16 protein-coding genes are annotated in these 20,085 nt (G+C 64.1%); 5 read left to right on the forward strand and 11 right to left on the reverse strand.

Annotated elements, in window-relative coordinates:
- Positions 1-26 precede the first annotated feature (26 nt).
- From rpoB to DSM43276_RS18355, 7 genes are all read right to left on the reverse strand, one after another.
- A complete protein-coding gene (rpoB, locus tag DSM43276_RS18325; protein ID WP_099051372.1) occupies positions 27-3,542 on the reverse strand; it encodes a DNA-directed RNA polymerase subunit beta in 3,516 nt (1,171 codons plus the stop codon).
- Positions 3,543-4,079: 537 nt separating this feature from the next.
- Positions 4,080-6,260: a molybdopterin-dependent oxidoreductase gene (locus DSM43276_RS18330; protein ID WP_078327800.1), complete on the reverse strand. Its 2,181-nt coding sequence runs from the start codon at positions 6,258-6,260 to the stop codon at positions 4,080-4,082.
- 92 nt (positions 6,261-6,352) lie between these two features.
- The gene (locus tag DSM43276_RS18335) at positions 6,353-7,483 is read right to left on the reverse strand and encodes an ABC transporter ATP-binding protein (RefSeq protein ID WP_078324070.1); all 1,131 of its coding nucleotides are present in this window, start codon (positions 7,481-7,483) and stop codon (positions 6,353-6,355) included.
- 203 nt (positions 7,484-7,686) lie between these two features.
- Complete coding sequence (locus DSM43276_RS18340; RefSeq protein ID WP_078327801.1) at positions 7,687-9,057, reverse strand: MFS transporter; 1,371 nt, start codon at positions 9,055-9,057, stop codon at positions 7,687-7,689.
- An 81-nt stretch (positions 9,058-9,138) separates the two neighbouring features.
- Positions 9,139-9,735: a DUF4126 domain-containing protein gene (locus DSM43276_RS18345; protein ID WP_078327802.1), complete on the reverse strand. Its 597-nt coding sequence runs from the start codon at positions 9,733-9,735 to the stop codon at positions 9,139-9,141.
- A 51-nt stretch (positions 9,736-9,786) separates the two neighbouring features.
- On the reverse strand, positions 9,787-10,365 hold the full coding sequence (locus DSM43276_RS18350) for a nitroreductase family deazaflavin-dependent oxidoreductase (protein ID WP_078323459.1): 579 nt from the start codon (positions 10,363-10,365) through the stop codon (positions 9,787-9,789).
- Complete coding sequence (locus tag DSM43276_RS18355) at positions 10,343-11,836, reverse strand: carotenoid oxygenase family protein (RefSeq protein WP_078328001.1); 1,494 nt, start codon at positions 11,834-11,836, stop codon at positions 10,343-10,345. Before DSM43276_RS18355 ends, DSM43276_RS18350 begins: the two co-directional genes overlap by 23 nt.
- A gap of 50 nt (positions 11,837-11,886) precedes the next feature.
- On the opposite strand from DSM43276_RS18355, the gene DSM43276_RS18360 reads away from it, so the two are divergent.
- A complete protein-coding gene (locus DSM43276_RS18360; protein WP_078323458.1) occupies positions 11,887-12,642 on the forward strand; it encodes a TetR/AcrR family transcriptional regulator in 756 nt (251 codons plus the stop codon).
- A gap of 15 nt (positions 12,643-12,657) precedes the next feature.
- On the opposite strand, the gene DSM43276_RS18365 is transcribed toward DSM43276_RS18360, so the two are convergent.
- The 3 genes from DSM43276_RS18365 to rplJ form a co-directional block, all read right to left on the reverse strand.
- On the reverse strand, positions 12,658-12,954 hold the full coding sequence (locus DSM43276_RS18365) for a hypothetical protein (protein WP_078327803.1): 297 nt from the start codon (positions 12,952-12,954) through the stop codon (positions 12,658-12,660).
- 85 nt (positions 12,955-13,039) lie between these two features.
- Positions 13,040-13,426: a 50S ribosomal protein L7/L12 gene (gene rplL / locus DSM43276_RS18370; protein WP_070952067.1), complete on the reverse strand. Its 387-nt coding sequence runs from the start codon at positions 13,424-13,426 to the stop codon at positions 13,040-13,042.
- A gap of 64 nt (positions 13,427-13,490) precedes the next feature.
- Complete coding sequence (gene rplJ, locus DSM43276_RS18375; RefSeq protein ID WP_078323456.1) at positions 13,491-14,018, reverse strand: 50S ribosomal protein L10; 528 nt, start codon at positions 14,016-14,018, stop codon at positions 13,491-13,493.
- Positions 14,019-14,288: 270 nt separating this feature from the next.
- Between rplJ and DSM43276_RS18385 the strand changes: the two genes are divergently transcribed.
- The 4 genes from DSM43276_RS18385 to DSM43276_RS18400 all read left to right on the forward strand — a co-directional run bounded on the left by DSM43276_RS18385 (position 14,289) and on the right by DSM43276_RS18400 (position 18,646).
- Positions 14,289-15,248 carry an alpha/beta fold hydrolase gene (locus DSM43276_RS18385; protein ID WP_078327804.1) on the forward strand — a complete coding sequence of 320 codons (960 nt, stop codon included), beginning with the start codon at positions 14,289-14,291 and terminating at the stop codon, positions 15,246-15,248.
- Between the two features lie 107 nt (positions 15,249-15,355).
- The gene (locus DSM43276_RS18390; RefSeq protein ID WP_078327805.1) at positions 15,356-16,660 is read left to right on the forward strand and encodes an ABC1 kinase family protein; all 1,305 of its coding nucleotides are present in this window, start codon (positions 15,356-15,358) and stop codon (positions 16,658-16,660) included.
- Position 16,661: 1 nt separating this feature from the next.
- A complete protein-coding gene (locus DSM43276_RS18395) occupies positions 16,662-17,606 on the forward strand; it encodes an alpha/beta fold hydrolase (RefSeq protein ID WP_078327806.1) in 945 nt (314 codons plus the stop codon).
- Positions 17,607-17,785: 179 nt separating this feature from the next.
- Positions 17,786-18,646, forward strand: coding sequence for a cyclopropane mycolic acid synthase family methyltransferase (locus DSM43276_RS18400; RefSeq protein ID WP_078327807.1), 861 nt, complete (start codon positions 17,786-17,788; stop codon positions 18,644-18,646).
- Here DSM43276_RS18400 and DSM43276_RS18405 read toward each other — a convergent pair.
- Entirely contained in the window at positions 18,625-20,070 is a 1,446-nt protein-coding gene (locus DSM43276_RS18405; protein ID WP_078327808.1) for a glycerol-3-phosphate dehydrogenase/oxidase, read from the reverse strand. The two genes, DSM43276_RS18400 and DSM43276_RS18405, sit on opposite strands and share 22 nt — an antisense overlap.
- Positions 20,071-20,085 lie beyond the last annotated feature (15 nt).

The raw sequence follows: 20,085 nt of genomic DNA on the forward strand, positions 1-20,085 counted from the left end.
CTTTCCCCTTGCGGGATAGAATTCGGTTAGGCGAAGTCCTCAATGGACGCAGATTCGTTGCGGGACAAGTTGATTCCCAGGTTCGCGGCAGCGCGCTCCAGGTCCTCGTCATCGCCGTCGCGCATTTCGATGGTGGTGCCCTCCTTGGAAAGCACCTCCACGTTCAGGCACAGCGACTGGAGTTCCTTGAGCAGAACCTTGAACGACTCCGGGATCCCCGGCTCGGGGATGTTCTCGCCCTTGACGATCGCCTCGTAGACCTTCACTCGACCGACGGTGTCGTCGGACTTGATGGTCAATAGCTCCTGCAGCGTGTATGCCGCACCGTAGGCCTGCATGGCCCAGCACTCCATCTCACCGAATCGCTGACCACCGAACTGCGCCTTACCACCGAGCGGCTGCTGGGTGATCATCGAGTACGGGCCGGTCGAACGCGCGTGAATCTTGTCGTCGACCAAGTGGTGCAGCTTCAGGATGTACATGTATCCGACGGTCACCGGGTACGGGAACGGCTCGCCGCTACGGCCGTCGAACAGCCGCGCCTTGCCGTCACCGTCCACCATGACCTCGCCGTCCCGGTTGGGCAGCGTCGAGGACAGCAGTCCGGTCAGCTCCTCCTCGCGGGCACCGTCGAACACCGGGGTGGCCGTGCGGGTGTCGGCCGGGGCCGACTGCAGATCCTCGGGGAGGTTCTGCGCCCACTCGGGGTTGCCCTCGATGTTCCAGCCGGTCTTGGCCACCCACCCAAGGTGGGTCTCCAGGATCTGGCCGATGTTCATACGACGCGGCACACCGTGCGTGTTCAAGATGACGTCCACCGGGGTGCCATCGGGCAGGAACGGCATGTCCTCCGCAGGCAGGATCTTGCCGATGACGCCCTTGTTGCCGTGGCGTCCGGCCAGCTTGTCACCGTCGGAGATCTTGCGCTTCTGCGCGACGTAGACCCGGACCAGCTCGTTGACACCGGCGGGCAGATCGTCGTCGTCATCGCGCGAGAAGACGCGGATGCCGATGACCTTGCCGGACTCACCGTGCGGCACCTTCAGAGAGGTGTCGCGGACCTCGCGGGCCTTCTCGCCGAAGATGGCACGCAGCAGGCGCTCCTCGGGGGTCAGCTCAGTCTCACCCTTCGGGGTGACCTTGCCGACGAGGATGTCGCCGTCGCGGACCTCGGCGCCGATGCGGATGATGCCGCGCTCGTCGAGATCGGCCAGCACCTCATCGGAGACGTTCGGGATATCCCGGGTGATCTCCTCGGCGCCCAGCTTGGTGTCGCGCGCATCGATCTCGTGCTCTTCGATGTGAATCGAGGTAAGCACATCCTCTTCCACCAGGCGGTTGGACAGGATGATGGCGTCCTCGTAGTTGTGGCCTTCCCACGGCATGATCGCCACGAGCAGGTTCTTACCGAGGGCCATCTCGCCGTTTTCGGTGCAAGGACCGTCGGCCAGAACCTGGCCGACCTCGACACGCTGACTTTCGTCCACGATCGGACGCTGGTTGGCGCAGGTGCCGTGGTTCGACCGCGCGAACTTGCGCAGCCGGTAGCTCTGGCGGCTGCCGTCGTCGGCCATCACGGTGATGTAGTCGGCGGACACCTCTTCGATGACACCGGCCTTCTCCGCGATAACAACGTCACCGGCGTCGATGGCAGCACGCAGCTCCATACCGGTACCGACCAGCGGGGCCTCACTACGCACCAGCGGGACCGCCTGGCGCTGCATGTTGGCACCCATCAGTGCGCGGTTGGCGTCGTCGTGCTCGAGGAACGGGATCATGGCCGTCGCGACCGACACCATCTGGCGCGGCGAGACGTCCATGTAGTCGACGTTGGTCGACGGCACGAACTCGACCTCGCCGCCCTTACGGCGCACGAGGACGCGCTCCTCGGTGAAGCGGCCCTTCTCGTCGGTCGGCGAATTGGCCTGCGCCACCACGTGGCGGTCCTCTTCGTCGGCGGTCAGGTAGCGGATCTCATCGGTGACGACACCCTCGACCACCTTGCGGTACGGCGTCTCGATGAAGCCGAACGGATTAACCCGCGCATATACCGACAGCGAGCCGATCAGGCCGATGTTCGGGCCTTCCGGGGTCTCGATCGGGCACATGCGGCCGTAGTGCGAGGGGTGCACGTCGCGGACCTCAAGGCCGGCACGGTCACGGGTCAGACCACCCGGGCCCAGCGCCGACAGACGACGCTTGTGGGTCAGCCCCGAGAGCGGGTTGTTCTGGTCCATGAACTGCGACAGCTGGCTGGTTCCGAAGAACTCCTTGATCGCCGCCACGACGGGACGGATGTTGATCAGGGTCTGCGGGGTGATCGCCTCGACGTCCTGAGTGGTCATGCGCTCACGCACGACGCGCTCCATGCGGGACAGGCCCACCCGGATCTGGTTCTGGATCAGCTCGCCGACGGTACGCAGACGGCGGTTACCGAAGTGGTCGATGTCGTCGACCTCTACGGGAACCTCGAGACCACCGGGGGCGGTCATCGTGGTCTGGCCCTCGTGCAGACGCACCAGGTACTCGATGGTGGCGACGACATCTTCCTCGGTGAGCGTGGTGGCAGTCACCAGAGCAGGGTTAGCACCACCCAGACCCAGCTTCTTGTTCACCTTGTACCGGCCCACGCGGGCCAGGTCGTAGCGCTTCTCCTTGAAGAACAGGTTCTCCAGCAGGGCCTGCGCGGACTCCTTGGTCGGCGGCTCGCCCGGACGCAGCTTGCGGTAGATATCCAGCAGCGCCTCGTCGGGACCGGCGATGTTGTCCTTCTCCAGGGTCCCCATCATGATCTCGGAGAACCCGAAACGCTCAACGATCTGCTCGTTGGTCCAACCGAGCGCCTTCAGCAGCACGGTGACCGGCTGACGACGCTTGCGGTCGATGCGGACACCGACGGTGTCTCGCTTGTCGACATCGAACTCGAGCCACGCACCGCGGCCGGGGATGACCTTGACGCTGTGCAGGGTCTTCTCGGTCGACTTGTCGATGTTCTCGTCGAAGTAGACGCCGGGCGAACGGACCAGCTGCGACACGACCACACGCTCGGTGCCGTTGATGATGAAGGTGCCCATGTCGGTCATCATCGGGAAGTCACCCATGAAGACCGTCTGGCTCTTGATCTCGCCGGTGTTGTTGTTGATGAACTCGGCCGTGACGAACAGCGGAGCCGCGTACGTCATGTCCTTGTCTTTGCACTCGTCAACGGGTGCCTTGACCTCGTCGAAGCGCGGGTCGCTGAATGACAGCGACATCGAGCCCGAGAAGTCCTCGATCGGCGAGAGCTCCGTGAGGATTTCCTCAAGGCCGCCGGTCGGGTTCACCTCACCGCGAGCAGTCGCAACCTCACGCCATCGGGGTGAGCCAACCAGCCATTCAAAAGAATCCGTCTGCACATCGAGCAGGCCGGGAACCGCAAGCGGTTCACGCAGCTTGGCGAAAGACAGTCGGCTAGGCGCCCCAGGTACGGAGTTAGTGGTTGCGTTATCGGTCTTAGTCTGGCGAGAGACTGCCAAGATCGGTCCTCCAGTGTTGCCGCGCATCTGCGTTGTTTTGCGCAAGCAACGACCAAACACACACCCGATCGATCACAACATGAACCAACACCGTCGTGGCGAGGGAAGGTGGGCAGGAGGCAGCCAGCGCAACGTCTAACAATAGCGTACTATCGCGCAGCCTTCAACTGCCCGGTCAATTCTGCGGATCAGTGCTGGCTGGCGGCCTCACTGCATTCGCAAACGTCCGTGCTGCCAAACAGAGTGACTCGTCGCACGCCGCCCGTCAAGAGATAGCGCCAGTATTTTCGGCGTTTCTTTTTCGCTATTTCGGCCGCCTTGGCCGGGCGTGGCCGCGCCGAGCGTCTGACTGAGCCCGGAGAAGTACCGCCGACGCTCGGCCGGCCCGCGGCGGATGGGCAGACGGGGGTAATGAGCACGATGGGCTGCCGTCGGGAAACGGCGACCGCGGGCCGTCGGCACGCAGGAATCCACGCCGTCCCGCCTCGCCCGGCGGGCAGGAGCGGCGACTGCCTCGGCCAGTACGCTCCCGCAGGATCCAGCCCGACGACCACTCCGCACCCGTCACACGCGCGCCACCCTGACGGGCACCCCGTTGAGCCGCGCCATCCCGGCCAGCGCCTCCAGGTCCTCCGGCTCGCTGGACATCAGCACGTTGACGTTGGCGCCGGGGTTCGCATTGGCGGTCTGCCACGCACCGCCGCGGTTATGGCCCCATCCGTGCGGTACGGCGATAACGCCGGGAACGATGTCCTTGGTCGCCGCGGCGGGTAGCTCGATCTGTCCGTGCGGCGAGCTGATCCGGATCCGGTCATTGGTGGCGATTCCCAGGCGGTCGGCATCGTCGACGTGAAGCTGAGCGCGCTGCATCCTCGCGCCGCGCATGAGCATCGGCGAGTTGTGCATCCACGAGTTCTCTGAGCGCGCCTCCCGCATCCCGATCAGCCGCATGGGGTAGTCCGGATCGCTGCGCCGCCCGGCCAGCGAGGCAATCTCCCGCTCTATGTCGTTGTGCTGCAGTCGCACTCGGCCACCGCGGTGCACTACGGCCCGCCGCAGGCCGCCCTCGGGCACCATCGGCGCCACCACCTTGCCGTGGGGATGCTGCTCCACCAGGTTGCGGAAACTGACACCGCCCCGCCGCAGCCCAAACCAGTCACCGCCCTCGCCGAGGCGAATCACCATGTCGATCATCGGGCGCGGAGTGAGACGGCTACCGAACAGCGACATCAGCCTGCGAACGCCCTGAACCGCGCCCAATAGCGGGGTCATCCGCCACAGCCGCGCCGTCAGATCGTCGATGATCTCCCATTCCTGCCGAGCCAGGCCCGCCGGTGGGACGACGGCCTCACTGGCCTGACGGAACGGAGTGGGCTGCATCGACGGAAAGGCGACCGGAAAATCGTCGCGCTCATACATGGTGGTGGCCGGCAGGATGTAGTCGGCGTGGGCATTCGTCTCGTTGACGTAGAGGTCGATCGCAACCATGAGATCGAGCTGTTTCAGTGCACCTTCGAGCTCGTCGCCGTTGGGCACCGAGAGCGCCGGGTTTCCGGCACTTACAAACAACCCGCGCACCTGCCCCTTGCCCGGCGTGGTGATCTCCTTGGCCATCAGGGCCGCGGGTTCGGACCCGAGTACCGAAGGGAAACCGCCGATGCGTGAGCGGCGGCGCCGGTAGATCGCGCCGAGCGCCCGGCCCGCGACCTTCATGGCGTACCGCTCCCCCGGCATCCCGTACCCACCGAAGACCTGACCACCGGGGATGTCGGCGTTACCGGCGACGATGTTCACGACATTGAGCAGATAGCTCGTCAACGTCCCGTTCTCGCCGAGACAGATCCCGACGCGTCCATACACGGCCGCGCGGGGCGTGCCGGCAAGATCCCGCGCCAACCGGCGCACCGTCACCGGCTCGATCCCCGTCTTCGCATGAGTGGATTCGGGCGTGAAGTCCCGAGAGACGGCCTCGATCCAATCTATTCCGTTGGCTTGCTTAGTAATTCGCGCACGGTCAACCAGCCCCTCGGCGAACATCACCTGAATGAGCGATAGCATCAGGAAGGCGTCTCCGTCGGGGGTGATACCCATCCACTCGAACTCCGAGGCCGTCTCGGTACGGCGTGGATCGATGACGAGGACTCGCCCACCACGCTTGACTACCTCGCGCATCCGGTCCTTGATCCGTGGCATCGATAGCGCACTTCCATGTGACACCACGGGATTCGCGCCGATCACGACCAGCAGGTCGGTACGCGGGATGTCGGGGATGGGAAACACCAGCGGCGACCCGTACAGCAGCTGACTGGCGACAAACTGATTGTTGATGTCTTGCGAACCGGCCGTGAACAGGTGGAACCCGGCACCTATCCCGCTGGTCATCAGCTGAAGCCACATGACGTGCGAGTAGCTAAATGCCCCGGGGTTTCCGAAGTACCAGGCCAGGCCGCCCGATCCGTGCGCGCGGTGGATATCTCGCACCCGGGCCGCGATATCGGCCATCGCGGTCTCCCAGTCCACCGGCTCGAACTCACCAGATGCGGTGCGCCGCAAGGGGACGGTTACCCGGTCCGGGTCGTTGTGTATCTCGGCGAAGGCAATGCCCTTCTGACAGGCAAAGCCCGCCGAGAGCGGATTCTCCTTGTCGGGACGCAGCGAGAGCAGCTTGCCGTCCTCGACCGTGGCGACCATCCCGCACAACGGCTCACAGATACGACAGAATGTCGCCTTCGTCTCGACTGTCATAGTCGGCACCGCTTTCACACGTCACACAGGGCTGACCCCTATTTGATAACGCGTGTTTGCAAATATCAACCCCGGATTCACCGAGGCCGCTACTACCCCCGTACGGGCGGGATCTGGCCCGTGGGAGCGTCGTCGTCATCGACCGTATGAATGGTCTGCGTGGGCTGCTCGGTGTGCGGCGGCGCCAACGTGGCGGTTGCCGCGGTACCGGGCTCATCGGCGAAGGTATGCACGGGGAACTGGTGAGTGCCCGCAAGGCTGTCCTGGATGGCGGCCTGCGCACTCGGCGGCAGCGAGTGCATCAGCTCACGCACCCGCGCCTGACGACGACCAACCGCCGCCCGCTCCGGCATACCGGGAGTGGCGATGATCTGCGGCGGCACACCCTCGATCTCCTCGACGCCACCATCGTGGTGGCCGGCGTCGACGAGGGCCTGCTCCTCGGCCATGGTGGCCTCGTCCTTTTCCTCGGACATACCGATCGGCCCGATGCGGCGACCGTTGAGGAACTGCCTGATCACCGGCTCGTCACTGGTTAACAGCACCTCACGGGGGCCGAACATGACGAGCTGGCGGCGGTACAGCATGCCCATGTTGTCCGGGACAGTACGGGCGATGTTGATGTTGTGCGTCACGATCAGGATCGTGGCGTCGATCTGCGCGTTGATGTCGATGAGGAGCTGGCTCAGGTAGGCGGTACGCACCGGGTCCAGACCGGAGTCCGGCTCGTCGCAGAGGATGATCTGCGGGTCCAGCACCAGCGAGCGGGCCAGGCCGGCGCGCTTGCGCATACCGCCGGAGATCTCACCGGGGAACTTGGTCTCGTGGCCGGTCAGACCCACGACGTCAAGCTTCTGCATGACGATGTCGCGGATCTCGGATTCCTTCTTCTTGGTGTGCTCACGCAAGGGGAAGGCGGTGTTGTCGTACAGGTTCATCGAGCCGAACAGCGCGCCGTCCTGGAACATCACGCCGAACAGCTTGCGGATCTCGTACAGCTCCTTGGAGGAGCACTCCATGATGTTGGTGCCGTCGACGTAGATGGCACCCTGCTCCGGACGCAGCAGTCCGATCAGCGACTTCAGGAAGACGGACTTACCGGTACCGGACGGCCCCAGTAGCACGCTGACTTCACCCGGCGGCAGAGACAGGGTGACATTCTCCCAGATTCGTTGTGAACCAAAGGACTTGGTCAAACCCTCAACGGAGACTTCTGCACCCACCAGGCGATCCTTCCGCGACACGCACACGTCACCACCAACCCGGCCAGGCTGTGGTTCGGATCACTTTAGCGCATGCCCAGGAGCTGCATCGCGTTTGTGCCCAGACCAGCCCGTCGACTGGCTAACTGTGATAACCAGGCACTACGCGTTTAGTGCACGCTGTCGCCGGTCTTCGGCCAACTCGCCCTCCCACGCGCCGACGACTACTTGTCGGCGGGCTCGCTGTCCGCAGAATCATGCCGTCGGCGCTCCACGATGAGCAGTGCCCCGGCCAGCAGCGCGATGAGCACGACGATCAACCCGACGACATCGGCGAAGACACTCGGATGTGTCAGGCCATATCCGGTCAGCAGATCCACCTCAGCACGCTGCCGAACGAACTGACCGAGGACAACACCCAGCGCAGAAGCGGTGACCGCCAGGCCCCCGACCACCGTCAGCTGCACCGGCGAAACCCCGTGGAACACCGCGTAGAAAAGGTAGACGGCCAGCGTCCCGATACCGGCCCCGGAGAACAGCAGACCCAGTATCAATCCCCCCTCAGTCGTCGCGGCGTCCAGTTCGATGACGGTCGCCACCACTCCGGCCACCAGCAACACCACACCCAGCACCGCGACGAGCGTCCGCTTGCCCGCGTCGATGAGGTACCCGGCGACCGGAGACAAGACGAGTCCGGCGACAAAGAGAGCCAACGCGGGGGTGTCTGACGGCGCCTGCTCACGATCGATCGACCACCACATGGCGGCATGGTCGAAGTCGGCGAAACGCACGAGGAATGTGAGCACGGTGATGGCCAGCAGTGCCGCCAGCACGACGGGACGGGTCAGCACGTCCGCGGCGATCAGTGCCGCCGAGCCCCTGCGCCGCGTCTGCGCGAAGAGCGCACCGAAGGACGCCACCACGATGATCCCGAGGATCACCGCGCGCACCGGCGAGGATTCGTCGATCAGGAGCCAGGCCAGCGCGGACACCCCAACCAGCCACAGCAGCGCGCCAACGAGGTCGAAGGTGTCGAAGGTGCCAACGAATTCGCGGTGTGGCTGAGTGAGAACCACGACCAGCACCACGACGGTCGCCGCAAGGATCCCGTAGGTGATCGGGCGCCAGTTCTGCGGCGAGTTGATGTCCAAAACCTGACCCGCCAGCATGGCCAACGGGTACATCGCCACCCAGAATCCCAAGGACAGACCGCGGCCCTGCCGAGGCGTCGAATGCAGGACGATCAGCATCGAGGCCACCATGGTCAGCCCAGCGCCCAGTGCCGAAACCAGCATCACCCAGGCAAGCAACGTCGCCGATCCCGGTATCAACGAACCGGCCGTCGACAGGCCCAGGATCACCAGGCCGGCGGCCAGGAAGGTTGTCGGCCGAATGTGATTTCCCAACCGGGCGAACACAAGCAATGTCACCACTGCCACCACGTCACCCGCGACGGTCGCCCACTCCACGGTGCCGAGGGCGTCATCACCCCGGTCCACTCCCCACACCGCCGCCAGACCGTGGTCCAGCATGGTCACCCTCGCCACCAGTAGCGCGGCGCAAGCGATAAAGACGTGCCGTACGGCCAGATTCATGTCACCTTCATTCTCTCGTCGTGATCACTCTATGAGCCCCATCCACATTCGTCCTGCGATAGCCGTTATCGCCAGAGCTACCTATGGACCGGCCGAGTCGGTTCTGCGCCTGCCCCGCGCCCATCGGATGGCCCGGAAGGCCACCCATCCCAGCGCGACCATCAGCATCAGCACCACGACAAACGCAAGGATCGGCAACGCCAAGGCGAGAATCGTCAGGACCAGCGAAGTGCCATCTTCGGCAGTCGAGACCACCGGATTCCCCACGCCGGCAGTGGTGCCCGTCACAAAGGGACGTGCGACCGTTCGGCCGGCATGCACACTGCCGGCGGTGATGGCCCCGAGGATCGCCGCTACCGCCGGGGGCAGATTCGAGGAAAGGCTCGTTTCTGCCGTGAACAGAATGGCTCCCGAGGCCGGCGCGATGAATGTGCCGACCGCATGCAGGACCGAGTCCAGGGCCGGAATCTTGTCGCCGACGAGGTCGAGCACGAAGATGACCGCAAGAACGACGAGCGCCGGCGTAGAGGACAGCCAGCCATACGACGATCCGAGCTCGATCCACCCGAATCGATCGGCGGCACCCACCGCGAGCAGCGGCAGCCAGGCATTCAGTCCGGCGGCACCGGAAAGCCCGAATGCCCCGAGGATGGCGCTGATGGCCGCGGTGATCTCCATGTCACGAGTGTGACGCGGTCACGCGGTTTCAGCGGCGATTTCCCGACGGCGTCACGCGTGTGTGTCGAGTTCGACGACCAGCGGTGTCCCGCCCTCGAACCAGGCGCGATGCAGTTCGACAATCTTGCGTCGGGATGGCAACCCCTTGCGGTGGAACATGTTTTCGACGTAGTCGAAGGGATGTATGACGCCGCAGAACCGCTCGCGGGCCGCGCCGTACACCGGGTCGCCGGTGGCGATCGGCCGAGCCGCCCCGGAGTACGTTCCGTCGGTGAGCCTCAGGCTCACCTGCGGGTTGGCCTGAATATTCTTGACCCACAGGGTGTGCCGGCCGGTGATCGCGGCCAGATATGCCCTGTCCCCATCGCGCACCGCCTTGACGTACGTGATGCGCGGACTCCCGGATTTTCTTCCGATGGTGGTCAGTACGCCGACACCGCGCGGCACCCGGATCGCGAACCATGGCCGATGTATCGCATGCAGCGCTCCGGCGAAACGACGGCGCTCTGCCAGCGGCGCCGCCGTCGTATCCAGCCCCGGCCTTCGTTCAAAGACGTACCGTCCGTCCGTGTAGCGCAACGACTCCGGCAGGGGGCCGTCCATCGTCTTAGCGGGGGTCCCAGTTGCCATGGAAACCTGCCGGAACTCGCTGCGGCAGATCGACCGTCGCGGCAAGCTCCAGGGTCTGCGCGTCCAGCACCACGAACTTGCCCTCGGACGTCCCGGCGCTGAGACCGAACCCGACGAGCACACCGTCGTCTTCGGCCGTTCCCGAAGGATTCGGCACAAACGACATCTCGCCGACCGCAAGCGAATCAAGCGCAGTCCGGCAGTCGGTGCCTGTCTGGTAGTCAAACTTGACCAGGCTGCCGTCTACCTTGCCGTCGGACTCGAATGCCCCGGCGATGCAGGGCAGGTAGCCGTACCGGTGCTTCTTGCCAGTCAGCTTCTCGTTGATACGGGGGAACTCGAGGTGGCGATCATCGCGACGCTCCATGGTGACGGTGCCCTTGGCCAGGTTGATGACCCAACGGTCGAGCAGGCCACGCGCATCACTGGGCCCGAGTACATCGGCGGAGAACATGGAGTCATAACGGACCAAATCGATCACCACGACTTCCTGGCCGTCGCGCATCTCGGAGTATCCGTTGAGCGGGTGGAACACGTAGCACGGCTCGATCTCGAACCAGCGCACATCGGATTTGCCTCCCTCGCGCGGCATCACACCAATTCTGGCCGGGTACTTGGGATTCCATGAGTATGGAATCGAGGGAGACTTCCCCGAGAGTTGACTCGCCCTGGCGGCGATCGGGCCGGGGATCTTGATCTTGCCAATCAGGGATTGCATGACCAGCTGGGCGGGCTTACGCAGAATCGCGGGCATCGGCACCGATTTGGTGATCATCGAGGTATCCAGGGTGACGGGCAGGTCGTAGAAGACGACGTACTTCTCGGTGAGGGTGAAGTCGTGCATCATCGGAGACCCATGGACCTTGATGTCAACCGTACGGCGGGCCCTGCCCGAGATATCGATGACCGAATACTGGACGGTGTTACCGCGCGCGAAAGAGTATGAGACGGCATGCATTTCGCCGGTATCGGGATCAATTTTCGGGTGGGCGGTGTATCCACCCGGCAGGGTCCCCTGGAAATCGCAGGCCCCGACGGTATCCAGCTCCTCGGTGAGCTCGTAATTGGCGATACCTCCCTCCACCAACGCCAGGGTGCGACCGGCATGACTGAGCGCATTGGTGTTGGGTCCGATCAGCGATGTACCCGCCGAGGTACCGACCGCGACCACCGGCTCACCCAGTGCCTTGCGCACTGCCGCGGTACGCACCCAGCGATTGCGGTACCACTGCGCCTTCCCATCGCGTAGCGACAGGCCGTGCACCATCGCGTCTCCGCTGAACAGGTGGTAGGTCGCGGGGTCCACCTCGGCGGCGGGGTTGGGACCGTTACGCAGGTAGCGCCCGTCCAGGTAGTCCGGAATGGTGCCGGTGACCTTCAGGTCCGTACTTGTCACTTCCTGCTGAACCGGCTCCCAGACTCCGGTCAGATACAGACTCTCCGTGGCGGTGGGTTGGACTGCGGCGGTCATCGTGTCCTCCAGGGGCTGACTGGCCGGCATAACATCGTTATTACGCCGTTATGGTGAACCTACTCCCGTTGTGCGAACATGGCAAGACCATGAGCTCATCCATACCGCGGAACAGTCAGGGAAACGACCGGACCGTCGCCCGCAATCCCCGGGTCGACCTGGTGTCCGCGGCCGTACAGCTGCTGAACGAGCAGGGCCCCGACGCACTGCAGACGCGCAAGATCGCCGCCGCCGCCGGCACCTCCACCATGGCGGTCTACACCTATTTCGGTGGCATGAGCGAGCTCATCGCCGAGGTGGCCGAGGAAGGCCTGCGCCAGTTCGCCGCAGCACAGTCCGACGTGCCTCAGACCGACGACCCCATCGCCGATTTCATGGTGACGGGCATGGTCTATCGCCAGTTCGCCATCGACCACCCGCACATGTACCGATTGATGTTCGGGGTCACGAGCGCGCACGGCATCAACGCCCCCAGCCGCAACATGTTCAACACCGTGCACCTGACGCCGCAGCACGCCAGCGCCACGCAGCTCTATCGCAGCGTGCAGCGCGCCATGGCCGCTGACCGGATCGACGGCTCTCCCGACGATGCCGCGAAGGTCGCCGCGACCGCCGCCAAGTTCTGGACCATCATGCACGGTTTTGTCATGCTGGAACTGGCCGGCTTCTGGGGCGAAAACGGCGCCGCGGTGGGCCCGGTACTGGGCTCCATGACCACGGATCTACTTATCGCGCTGGGCGATAGCCCCGAACAGGTAAGCAGCTCGGCCGCTACCGCCGCCACCCGAATCGCCGCGCTCATCTAGCGGAGTCGCGCCGAGCTAAAGGGGCGCCCAGGACAATTCGTCGGGATCTTCGTGGCGAATCGGCACCGCGCTCGGTGATGGTGCCAACACCGCCGTATCCCGCAGGGCTGCCACCGCACGGACGGCCGTTGCGGCGGGAGCTCGCATATCCCGGGCAAGACGCGCCAGCAGGTGCTTGCGCAACTCGTCATCGGTGCACGTCTTCGTTCGCGGAGTGGGTGCGGCCGTCTCGGGAACGCGACGACGCCGGGTGCGAAGCACCACGAGGAGCAGCAGGAGACAGCCCACGACGATGAGCAGAAAGACGATCACAGAATCGAGTGTGCGGGTTGCACACGAAACCGGCCCCCGGAAGTCCGAAGACTCCCAGGGGCCGGGTTTCGAAAGGTACTGCGAACTACTTGACGGTGATCGTCGCGCCAGCGGCCTCGAGCTTGGCCTTGGCGTCCTCGGCGGCCTCCTTGGCGACCTTCTCCAGCAGCGGCTTGGGGGCCGCGTCGACCAGGTCCTTGGCTTCCTTCAGACCCAGGCCGGAGACGATCTCGCGCACAACCTTGATAACGCCGATCTTCTTGTCGCCGGCGCTCTCCAGGATGACGTCGAACTCGCTCTGCTCCTCGGCGGCCTCGGCGGCCGGGGCGGCGCCACCGGCGGCGGCGACGGCGACCGGAGCGGCAGCGGTGACCTCGAAGACCTCTTCGAAGGTCTTGACGAACTCGGACAGCTCAAGCAGCGTCAGCTCCTTGAAAGCATCGATCAGTTCCTCGGTGCTCAGCTTTGCCATGATGTTGGTTCCTTCCTTGATTTACAACAGGTTTGGTTGGTACTGGCGGATCGAAGGGGCGCTTCTACGCCGCCTCTTCGCTGGCCTTCTTTTCCTGCAGGGCGGCGGCCAGGCGTGCAACCTGGGACGCCGGGGCGTTGAACAGCCCGGCGGCCTTGGCCAGGTTGCCCTTCATCGCGCCGGCCAGCTTGGCCAGCAGCACCTCGCGCGATTCCAGATCGGCGATGCGCTCAACCTCGGCAACTGACAGAGCGCGGCCATCCATGTAGCCGCCCTTGATGATCAGAGCCTTGTTATCTTTTGCGAAGGTCTTGATGGCCTTCGCAGCGTCCACGGGCTCACCCTTGATGAACGCGATTGCCGTTGGGCCACTGAACAGTTCGTCCAGGCCCTCCACACCGGCCTCCGCAGCCGCACGCTTGACCAGCGTGTTCTTGGCGACGGAGTAGGTGGCGGAAGCTCCGAGGGAGCGACGCAGGGTGCCCAGAGCAGACACCGACAGGCCGCGGTACTCGGTGATCACGGTCGCAGTCGAATCCTTGAACTGCTCGGTGATCTCGGCAACGGCGGTGACCTTTTCAGTCTTGGCCATGTATTGCCTCCTCATCTCGTTTCGGTCGTTCCACCGTTAACCCAAGATCGAGAAGGAGTCTGAAATGACGAACGCCCCGACGCAGACAGGTCGGGGCGTGAAAATCCGCGGACTTGTGATCCGCGATTCTAAACCTCGTCCTCCTGCGTGGGCCGTCAGGACAAGTCCTGAACCTTCAACCTCGCGAGAGGTGACCGACGGTCTTCGGTGGAGCTCCGAGGAGATTACCGCAGATGGGGGCAATCATCCAAAACGGCGTGGTATCCAGGAATGGTGCCGCTGTCCTCCGAAGTTCCGACCCGATCAGGCATTGCACGTAACGGCGATATCGAGCTCTTCTACGAAGACCTCGGCAATCCCCGCGATCCGGCCGTCATCCTCGTCATGGGAGTGGCGGCGCAGCTCCCGATGTGGCCGGACGGGTTCTGCCAGCAGCTCCTCGATCGCGGCTATCGCGTGATCCGCTTCGACAACCGCGATTGCGGGCTGTCGACGAAACTGGACGGGCACAAGGCCCCGGGATCGGTGCAGCGCCGGGTGGTCCGCTACGCATTCGGCGTGGGCAGTGAGGTCCCGTACACGCTCATCGACATGGCCGAGGACGTCCGCACCCTCATCGACCACCTCGAGCTGGACACGGTGCATATCGCGGGTGCCTCGATGGGCGGGATGATCGTGCAGGTCTTCGCGGGCACCTACCCGGAGCGCGTGAACTCCGTCGGCATCATCTACTCGGCGACCGGCCGCCCGTTCTCACGGTTGCCGTCCTGGGAACTGATCAAGACCACCATGACGGCCCCCGGTAAGAACGCAACGCCCGAGGAATGGCTCGAGTTCGAGGTGAACACCGGCATCGTCTACAACGGGCCCGACAACCTGCCCTCCCGCGAGGCCCTGCGACAGCGCATCCTGGAACACCGGGCCCGCAGCGACTACAAGGTGGGCACCGTGCGCCAATTTGATGCCATCCTGGGCACCGGCAGCCTGCTGCGCTTCACCCGCGCCATCACCGCCCCGACGGTCGTGATCCACGGCCGTAATGACCCGCTGGTGCCGTACCAGAACGGGCGGGTGGTGGCCAAGAACATCCGGAACTCACGGTTCGCGCTCATCGAAGGCATGGGCCACGATCTGCCCGAGCCCGTGTGGGAGCCCGTGACCACGGAGTTGTTGGCAACTTTTGACAGGGGCACCTCCCGCTCGCGGGAGACTGTGTGCAGGACTGACTAGGGCCGCACGGCCATGATGCGGCACACTTGCATTTCATGACTGCCCAAGAACGTTCCGGCCGGAGCGTAGGTGAAGGCCGTGGACGTCAGGTTGCACCGCTCGGGCGCGTGGCGTTGCTCTCTGAGGCCGCGCGGCTGGGCACCACAGGCTGGCAGGTCGCCCGCACCGCGGGCCGAGTGCTGGGCAAGATCACCAAGAAGGGCAGCTTCGAGCAGAAGGTTATCGCCGAGCTTCCCCAGACCTTCTCCGATCTGGGTCCCACGTACGTCAAGCTCGGCCAGATCATCGCGTCCAGTCCGGGCGCGTTCGGCGAGCCGCTGTCCCGTGAATTCCGTGGTCTGCTCGATCGCGTCCCCCCCGCTGATTCAGCCCAGGTTCGCGAACTCATCATCTCCGAGCTCGGCGATGAACCCGAAAAGCTCTTCGCCAGCTTTGACTCCGAGCCGTTCGCATCCGCATCGATCGCCCAGGTGCATTACGCGACACTGCATTCCGGCGAGGACGTGGTGGTCAAGATCCAACGTCCGGGGATCCGCCGTCGGGTCGCCGCCGACCTGCAGATCATGAAGCGCGGAGCGGCGCTACTGGAACTAGGCAAGGTGGGCCGGATGCTCTCCGCCCGCGATGTTGTGGACGATTTCTCCGGAAACCTTTCCGAGGAACTGGATTTCCTTGCCGAAGGCCAGGCCATGCAGACCTGGGTGGAGCACCTGCACACCTCGTCGCTCGGCAAGAACATCCGGGTGCCGGATGTGCACTGGCACTACACGACATCCAAGGTGCTCACCATGGAGCGGGTGCACGGCATCCGGATCGACGATGCACCGGCCATTCGCAAGGCGGGATTCGACGGCACCGAGCTGGTGAAGTCGTTGTTATTCTCGGTGTTCGAATCCGGTCTGCGCCAGGGCTTGTTTCACGGCGACCTGCATGCGGGAAACCTTCTGGTGGACCACGAGGGCCGGATCGTGTTCCTGGACTTCGGCATCGTCGGCTTCATCGACCCGCGGACCCGCTGGCTGCTGCGCGAGCTGATTCACGCGCTACTGGTCAAGAAGGATCATCGCGCCGCGGGCAAGATCGTTGTTCTCCTGGGCGCCGTCGGCAACCCCGGCGACGCCGACAAGGGCACCCGGGACATGCAATCCTTCGCCACTCCCCTCACTATGAAATCCCTTGAGGACATGTCATATTCGGAGATCGGCAAGCAGCTGTCCACACTCGCCGAGCAATACGACGTCAAGCTGCCGCGCGAGTTGGTGCTTATCGGCAAGCAATTCCTGTACGTCGAGCGGTACATGAAGCTGCTGGCGCCGCGCTGGCAGATGATGGAAGACCCCGAACTCAAGGGCTACTTCGGCAACTTCATTGTCGACATCAGCCGCGAGCACAACCGCGAGGGAGATATCTGACATGACGGCCAGCACCGCAAAGGTCGGCGATATCGAGCTGTGCTACGAGGAGTTCGGCAACACGGCCGACCCTGCGGTGCTGCTCATCATGGGCATCGGTGCGCAGATGGTGTTCTGGCGCACCGAGTTCTGCCAGCAGATCGCGGACCGGGGCTACCGTGTCATCCGCTTCGACAACCGGGACTGTGGCCTGTCGACCAAACTGAACGGGGTGCGCGCCGGCGGCGGCTCACTCCTTCCCACTATGGCGAAATTCCTTGCCGGAGTGAAAATTGCCGACACCGCTTACACCCTGGTGGACATGGCGGCCGACGCGGCCGGCCTACTCGACCATCTCGGCATCGAGCAGGCACATATCGTGGGGGCTTCGATGGGCGGCATGATCGCGCAGGTTTTCGCCGCCGAGCATCCCAACCGGACCGAGACGGTCAGCATCGTCATGTCGAGCAACAACCAGCCGTTCCTACCGCCGCCCGGACCCCGTCAACTGATGGCGCTGCTGAAGCCTCCGCCCGCCGACGCCACGCGTGAGCAGATCATCGCCAATAGCGTGCAGGTGGGCCGGACCATCGGCAGTCCGAAATACCGCCAGTCCGAGGCGAAGTCATATCTACACGCTGCCGAGTATTACGACCGTAGCTACTACCCCAAGGGGTTCGCCCGGCAATTCGCCGCGATCATGGGGACCGGCAGCCTGGTGCCATTCGACAACCGAATCACTTCGCCCGCACTCGTTTTGCACGGCAGGGCCGACAAGCTGATGCGTCCTTCGGGTGCGCGCGCCATCGCGCGCGCCACTCCCGGCGCACGGTTGGCACTGATCGACGGAATGGGCCACGATCTGCCCGAACCGCTGTGGAACCGGGTCATTGCCAAGCTCACCGAGAACTTCGCTCGATCAGAGCCCGCAGAGGACGCAACGGAATCCGAGGCCGCGGACCGCTAATTAGGTCCCGTAGGGAACGATTTCGTCGGGATCAAGCTGGCTGTTAATTCTGCGTGGAATCCTTGTACCTGCTGCGATCATGCTTTAGCCTCGGCACGGGGTAGCAGCCACCCCGAGATCCCATCAATCGCACGCGCGCCGTCCGGGGCACAGCGCCATCTCTCGCGAGAGGCCTTTGCATGTCCAGATTGACCCCCAAGTTCTCTGATGTACAAGCACATTACGACCTGTCTGACGACTTCTTCGCACTGTTTCTCGACCCCAGTAGGACCTACAGCTGCGCATACTTCGAACCCGAGAGCCTGACACTCGCGCAGGCACAGCAGGCCAAGATCGACCTCGCGCTCGGAAAACTGGGCCTAGAGCCCGGGATGACCCTGCTCGATGTCGGTTGCGGTTGGGGTTCCACCCTGAAACGTGCCCTTGAGCACTACGACGTCAATGTCATCGGCCTGACCCTCAGCAAAAACCAATTCACGCACGTCACCAAGCTTCTCGACTCCACCGAAAGTTCGCGTACGCATGAGGTTCGGTTGGCCGGGTGGGAGGAGTTCGACGGCACCGTCGACCGAATCGTCAGCATCGGCGCCTTCGAACATTTCGGCCACGAGCGGTACGCCAGCTTCTTCGAGATGGCCCATCGGATACTTCCTGACGATGGAAAGATGTTGCTGCACACCATTGTCAGCTTTCACCCGGAGGAATTGAAGCGCAGGGGAGTTCCGCTACTGATGTCGCGGGTTCGATTCATGCACTTTATGCTCACCGAGATATTCCCTGGTGGCCGTTTACCTTCCGTGCCGATGGTGGACCAGCATGCCGCGCAAGCGGGCTTCCGCGTTACCCGCCACCAAGCGCTGCAACTCCACTATGCACGCACCCTGGACTGCTGGGCCGAGAACCTCGTCGCCCACAAGGATGAAGCGATTTCCCTTCAATCCCAAGAGGTTTACGACAGGTACATCAAGTACCTGACAGGTTGCGCCGATGCCTTCCGGGAGGGCTGGATCGACGTGGTTCAGTTCACCTGCGAGAAGTAGGATTCGACGAGTCCCTGAACCGCGCCGGCAGCCAGTTCCTTGTCGGCGGGCACCAGCCCGATACGGGTACGACGATCGAGAACATCATCGGTGTCGAGCGCACCCTCATGAGTGAGCGCGAATTCGACTTGTTCACAGGTGATATCGACATCTTCGACCAGCCGGGTACCGACGGCACCCGGCCAGTCGTCCACCACCGTCAGGTTCTGTGTCACACACTCCGAGGCCGCCAGCGGCCGGCGTTCCAGACCCGCGTCAAGGGCGTCCTCGGCCATCTTGCGATAGGTGGTCAGCTTGCCACCCACCACGCTGACGACGCCCGAATCCGATACCCGGACCGCGTGCTTGCGGGACAGGTCCGCGGTCGCGGAGTCATCACCGTCGAGCAGGGGTCGCAGCCCCGCAAAACGTCCCGCCACATCCGATTCGGACAGCGAGGTCTGCAGCACGGTGTTCACGGTGTCGAGGAGGAACCGCTCCTCCGCCGCAGAGGGTTCGGCCACATCCGGTACCGGGCCGGGCGCCGGCTCGTCGGTGAGCCCGAGGTACACCCGATCGTGGATGGCGGGCAGCGCGAACACGAAACGGTTGATTGTGCCGGGCACCGGAACGGTCAGGGCTGCGGTAAGTCCGCCGAAGCTGGCCGCGCGGAACACCAGGTGCGTCCCGCGGCTAGGACGCAGCTTGATGTCATGATCGACTTGGCCGGCCCACACCCCGGCGGCGTTGATGACCAAACCCGCCTGTACCGCAATGGTATTGCCGGTCAGCTCGTCGCGGAGCACCGCGCCGTCGCCGGTGACCTGTTCGGCGGACACTCTGGTGAGGATGCGGGCGCCCAGCCCGGCCGCGGTCCGCGCGATCGACACCACCAACCGTGCATCATCGACGAGTTGCCCGTCGAAGGCCATCAGCCCACCGCGAAGTCCGTTGCGCCGCACGGTCGGGGCCCGGCGGATCACTTCACCCGCGTCGATCGCGCGTGAGCGGGGCAGCACATCGGCCGAGGTGTGTGCGAGCTTGCGCAACCCATCCCCCGCGACGAATCCCACCCGCACCAGGGTCCGGCTGAACATGCTCACCGCCGGATGCAGCGGAACCACCTGCGCGAGCGGGTGAATGAGGTGCGGCGCGGTACGCGTCATGAGAATGTGTCGCTCGATCGCACTTTCCCTGGCAATACCCACCTGACCCGAAGCGAGATAGCGCAATCCGCCGTGCACCAGCTTGGAACTGAATCTGCTTGTGCCGAAAGCAAGGTCGTGCTTCTCGACCAGTGTGACACGCAGGCCGCGGCTCGCCGCATCGAGTGCTACCCCGACACCGGTGATACCACCGCCGATGACGAGGACGTCAACCGGAGCGCCACCGGCCAGCGCGGCAAGATCGCCACTGCGTCGTGTGCTGTTGAGCTGGGTTGTCATGAACTCTCCTAAGGG

This window comes from Mycobacteroides salmoniphilum (assembly GCF_004924335.1).
GTDB lineage: Bacteria > Actinomycetota > Actinomycetes > Mycobacteriales > Mycobacteriaceae > Mycobacterium > Mycobacterium salmoniphilum.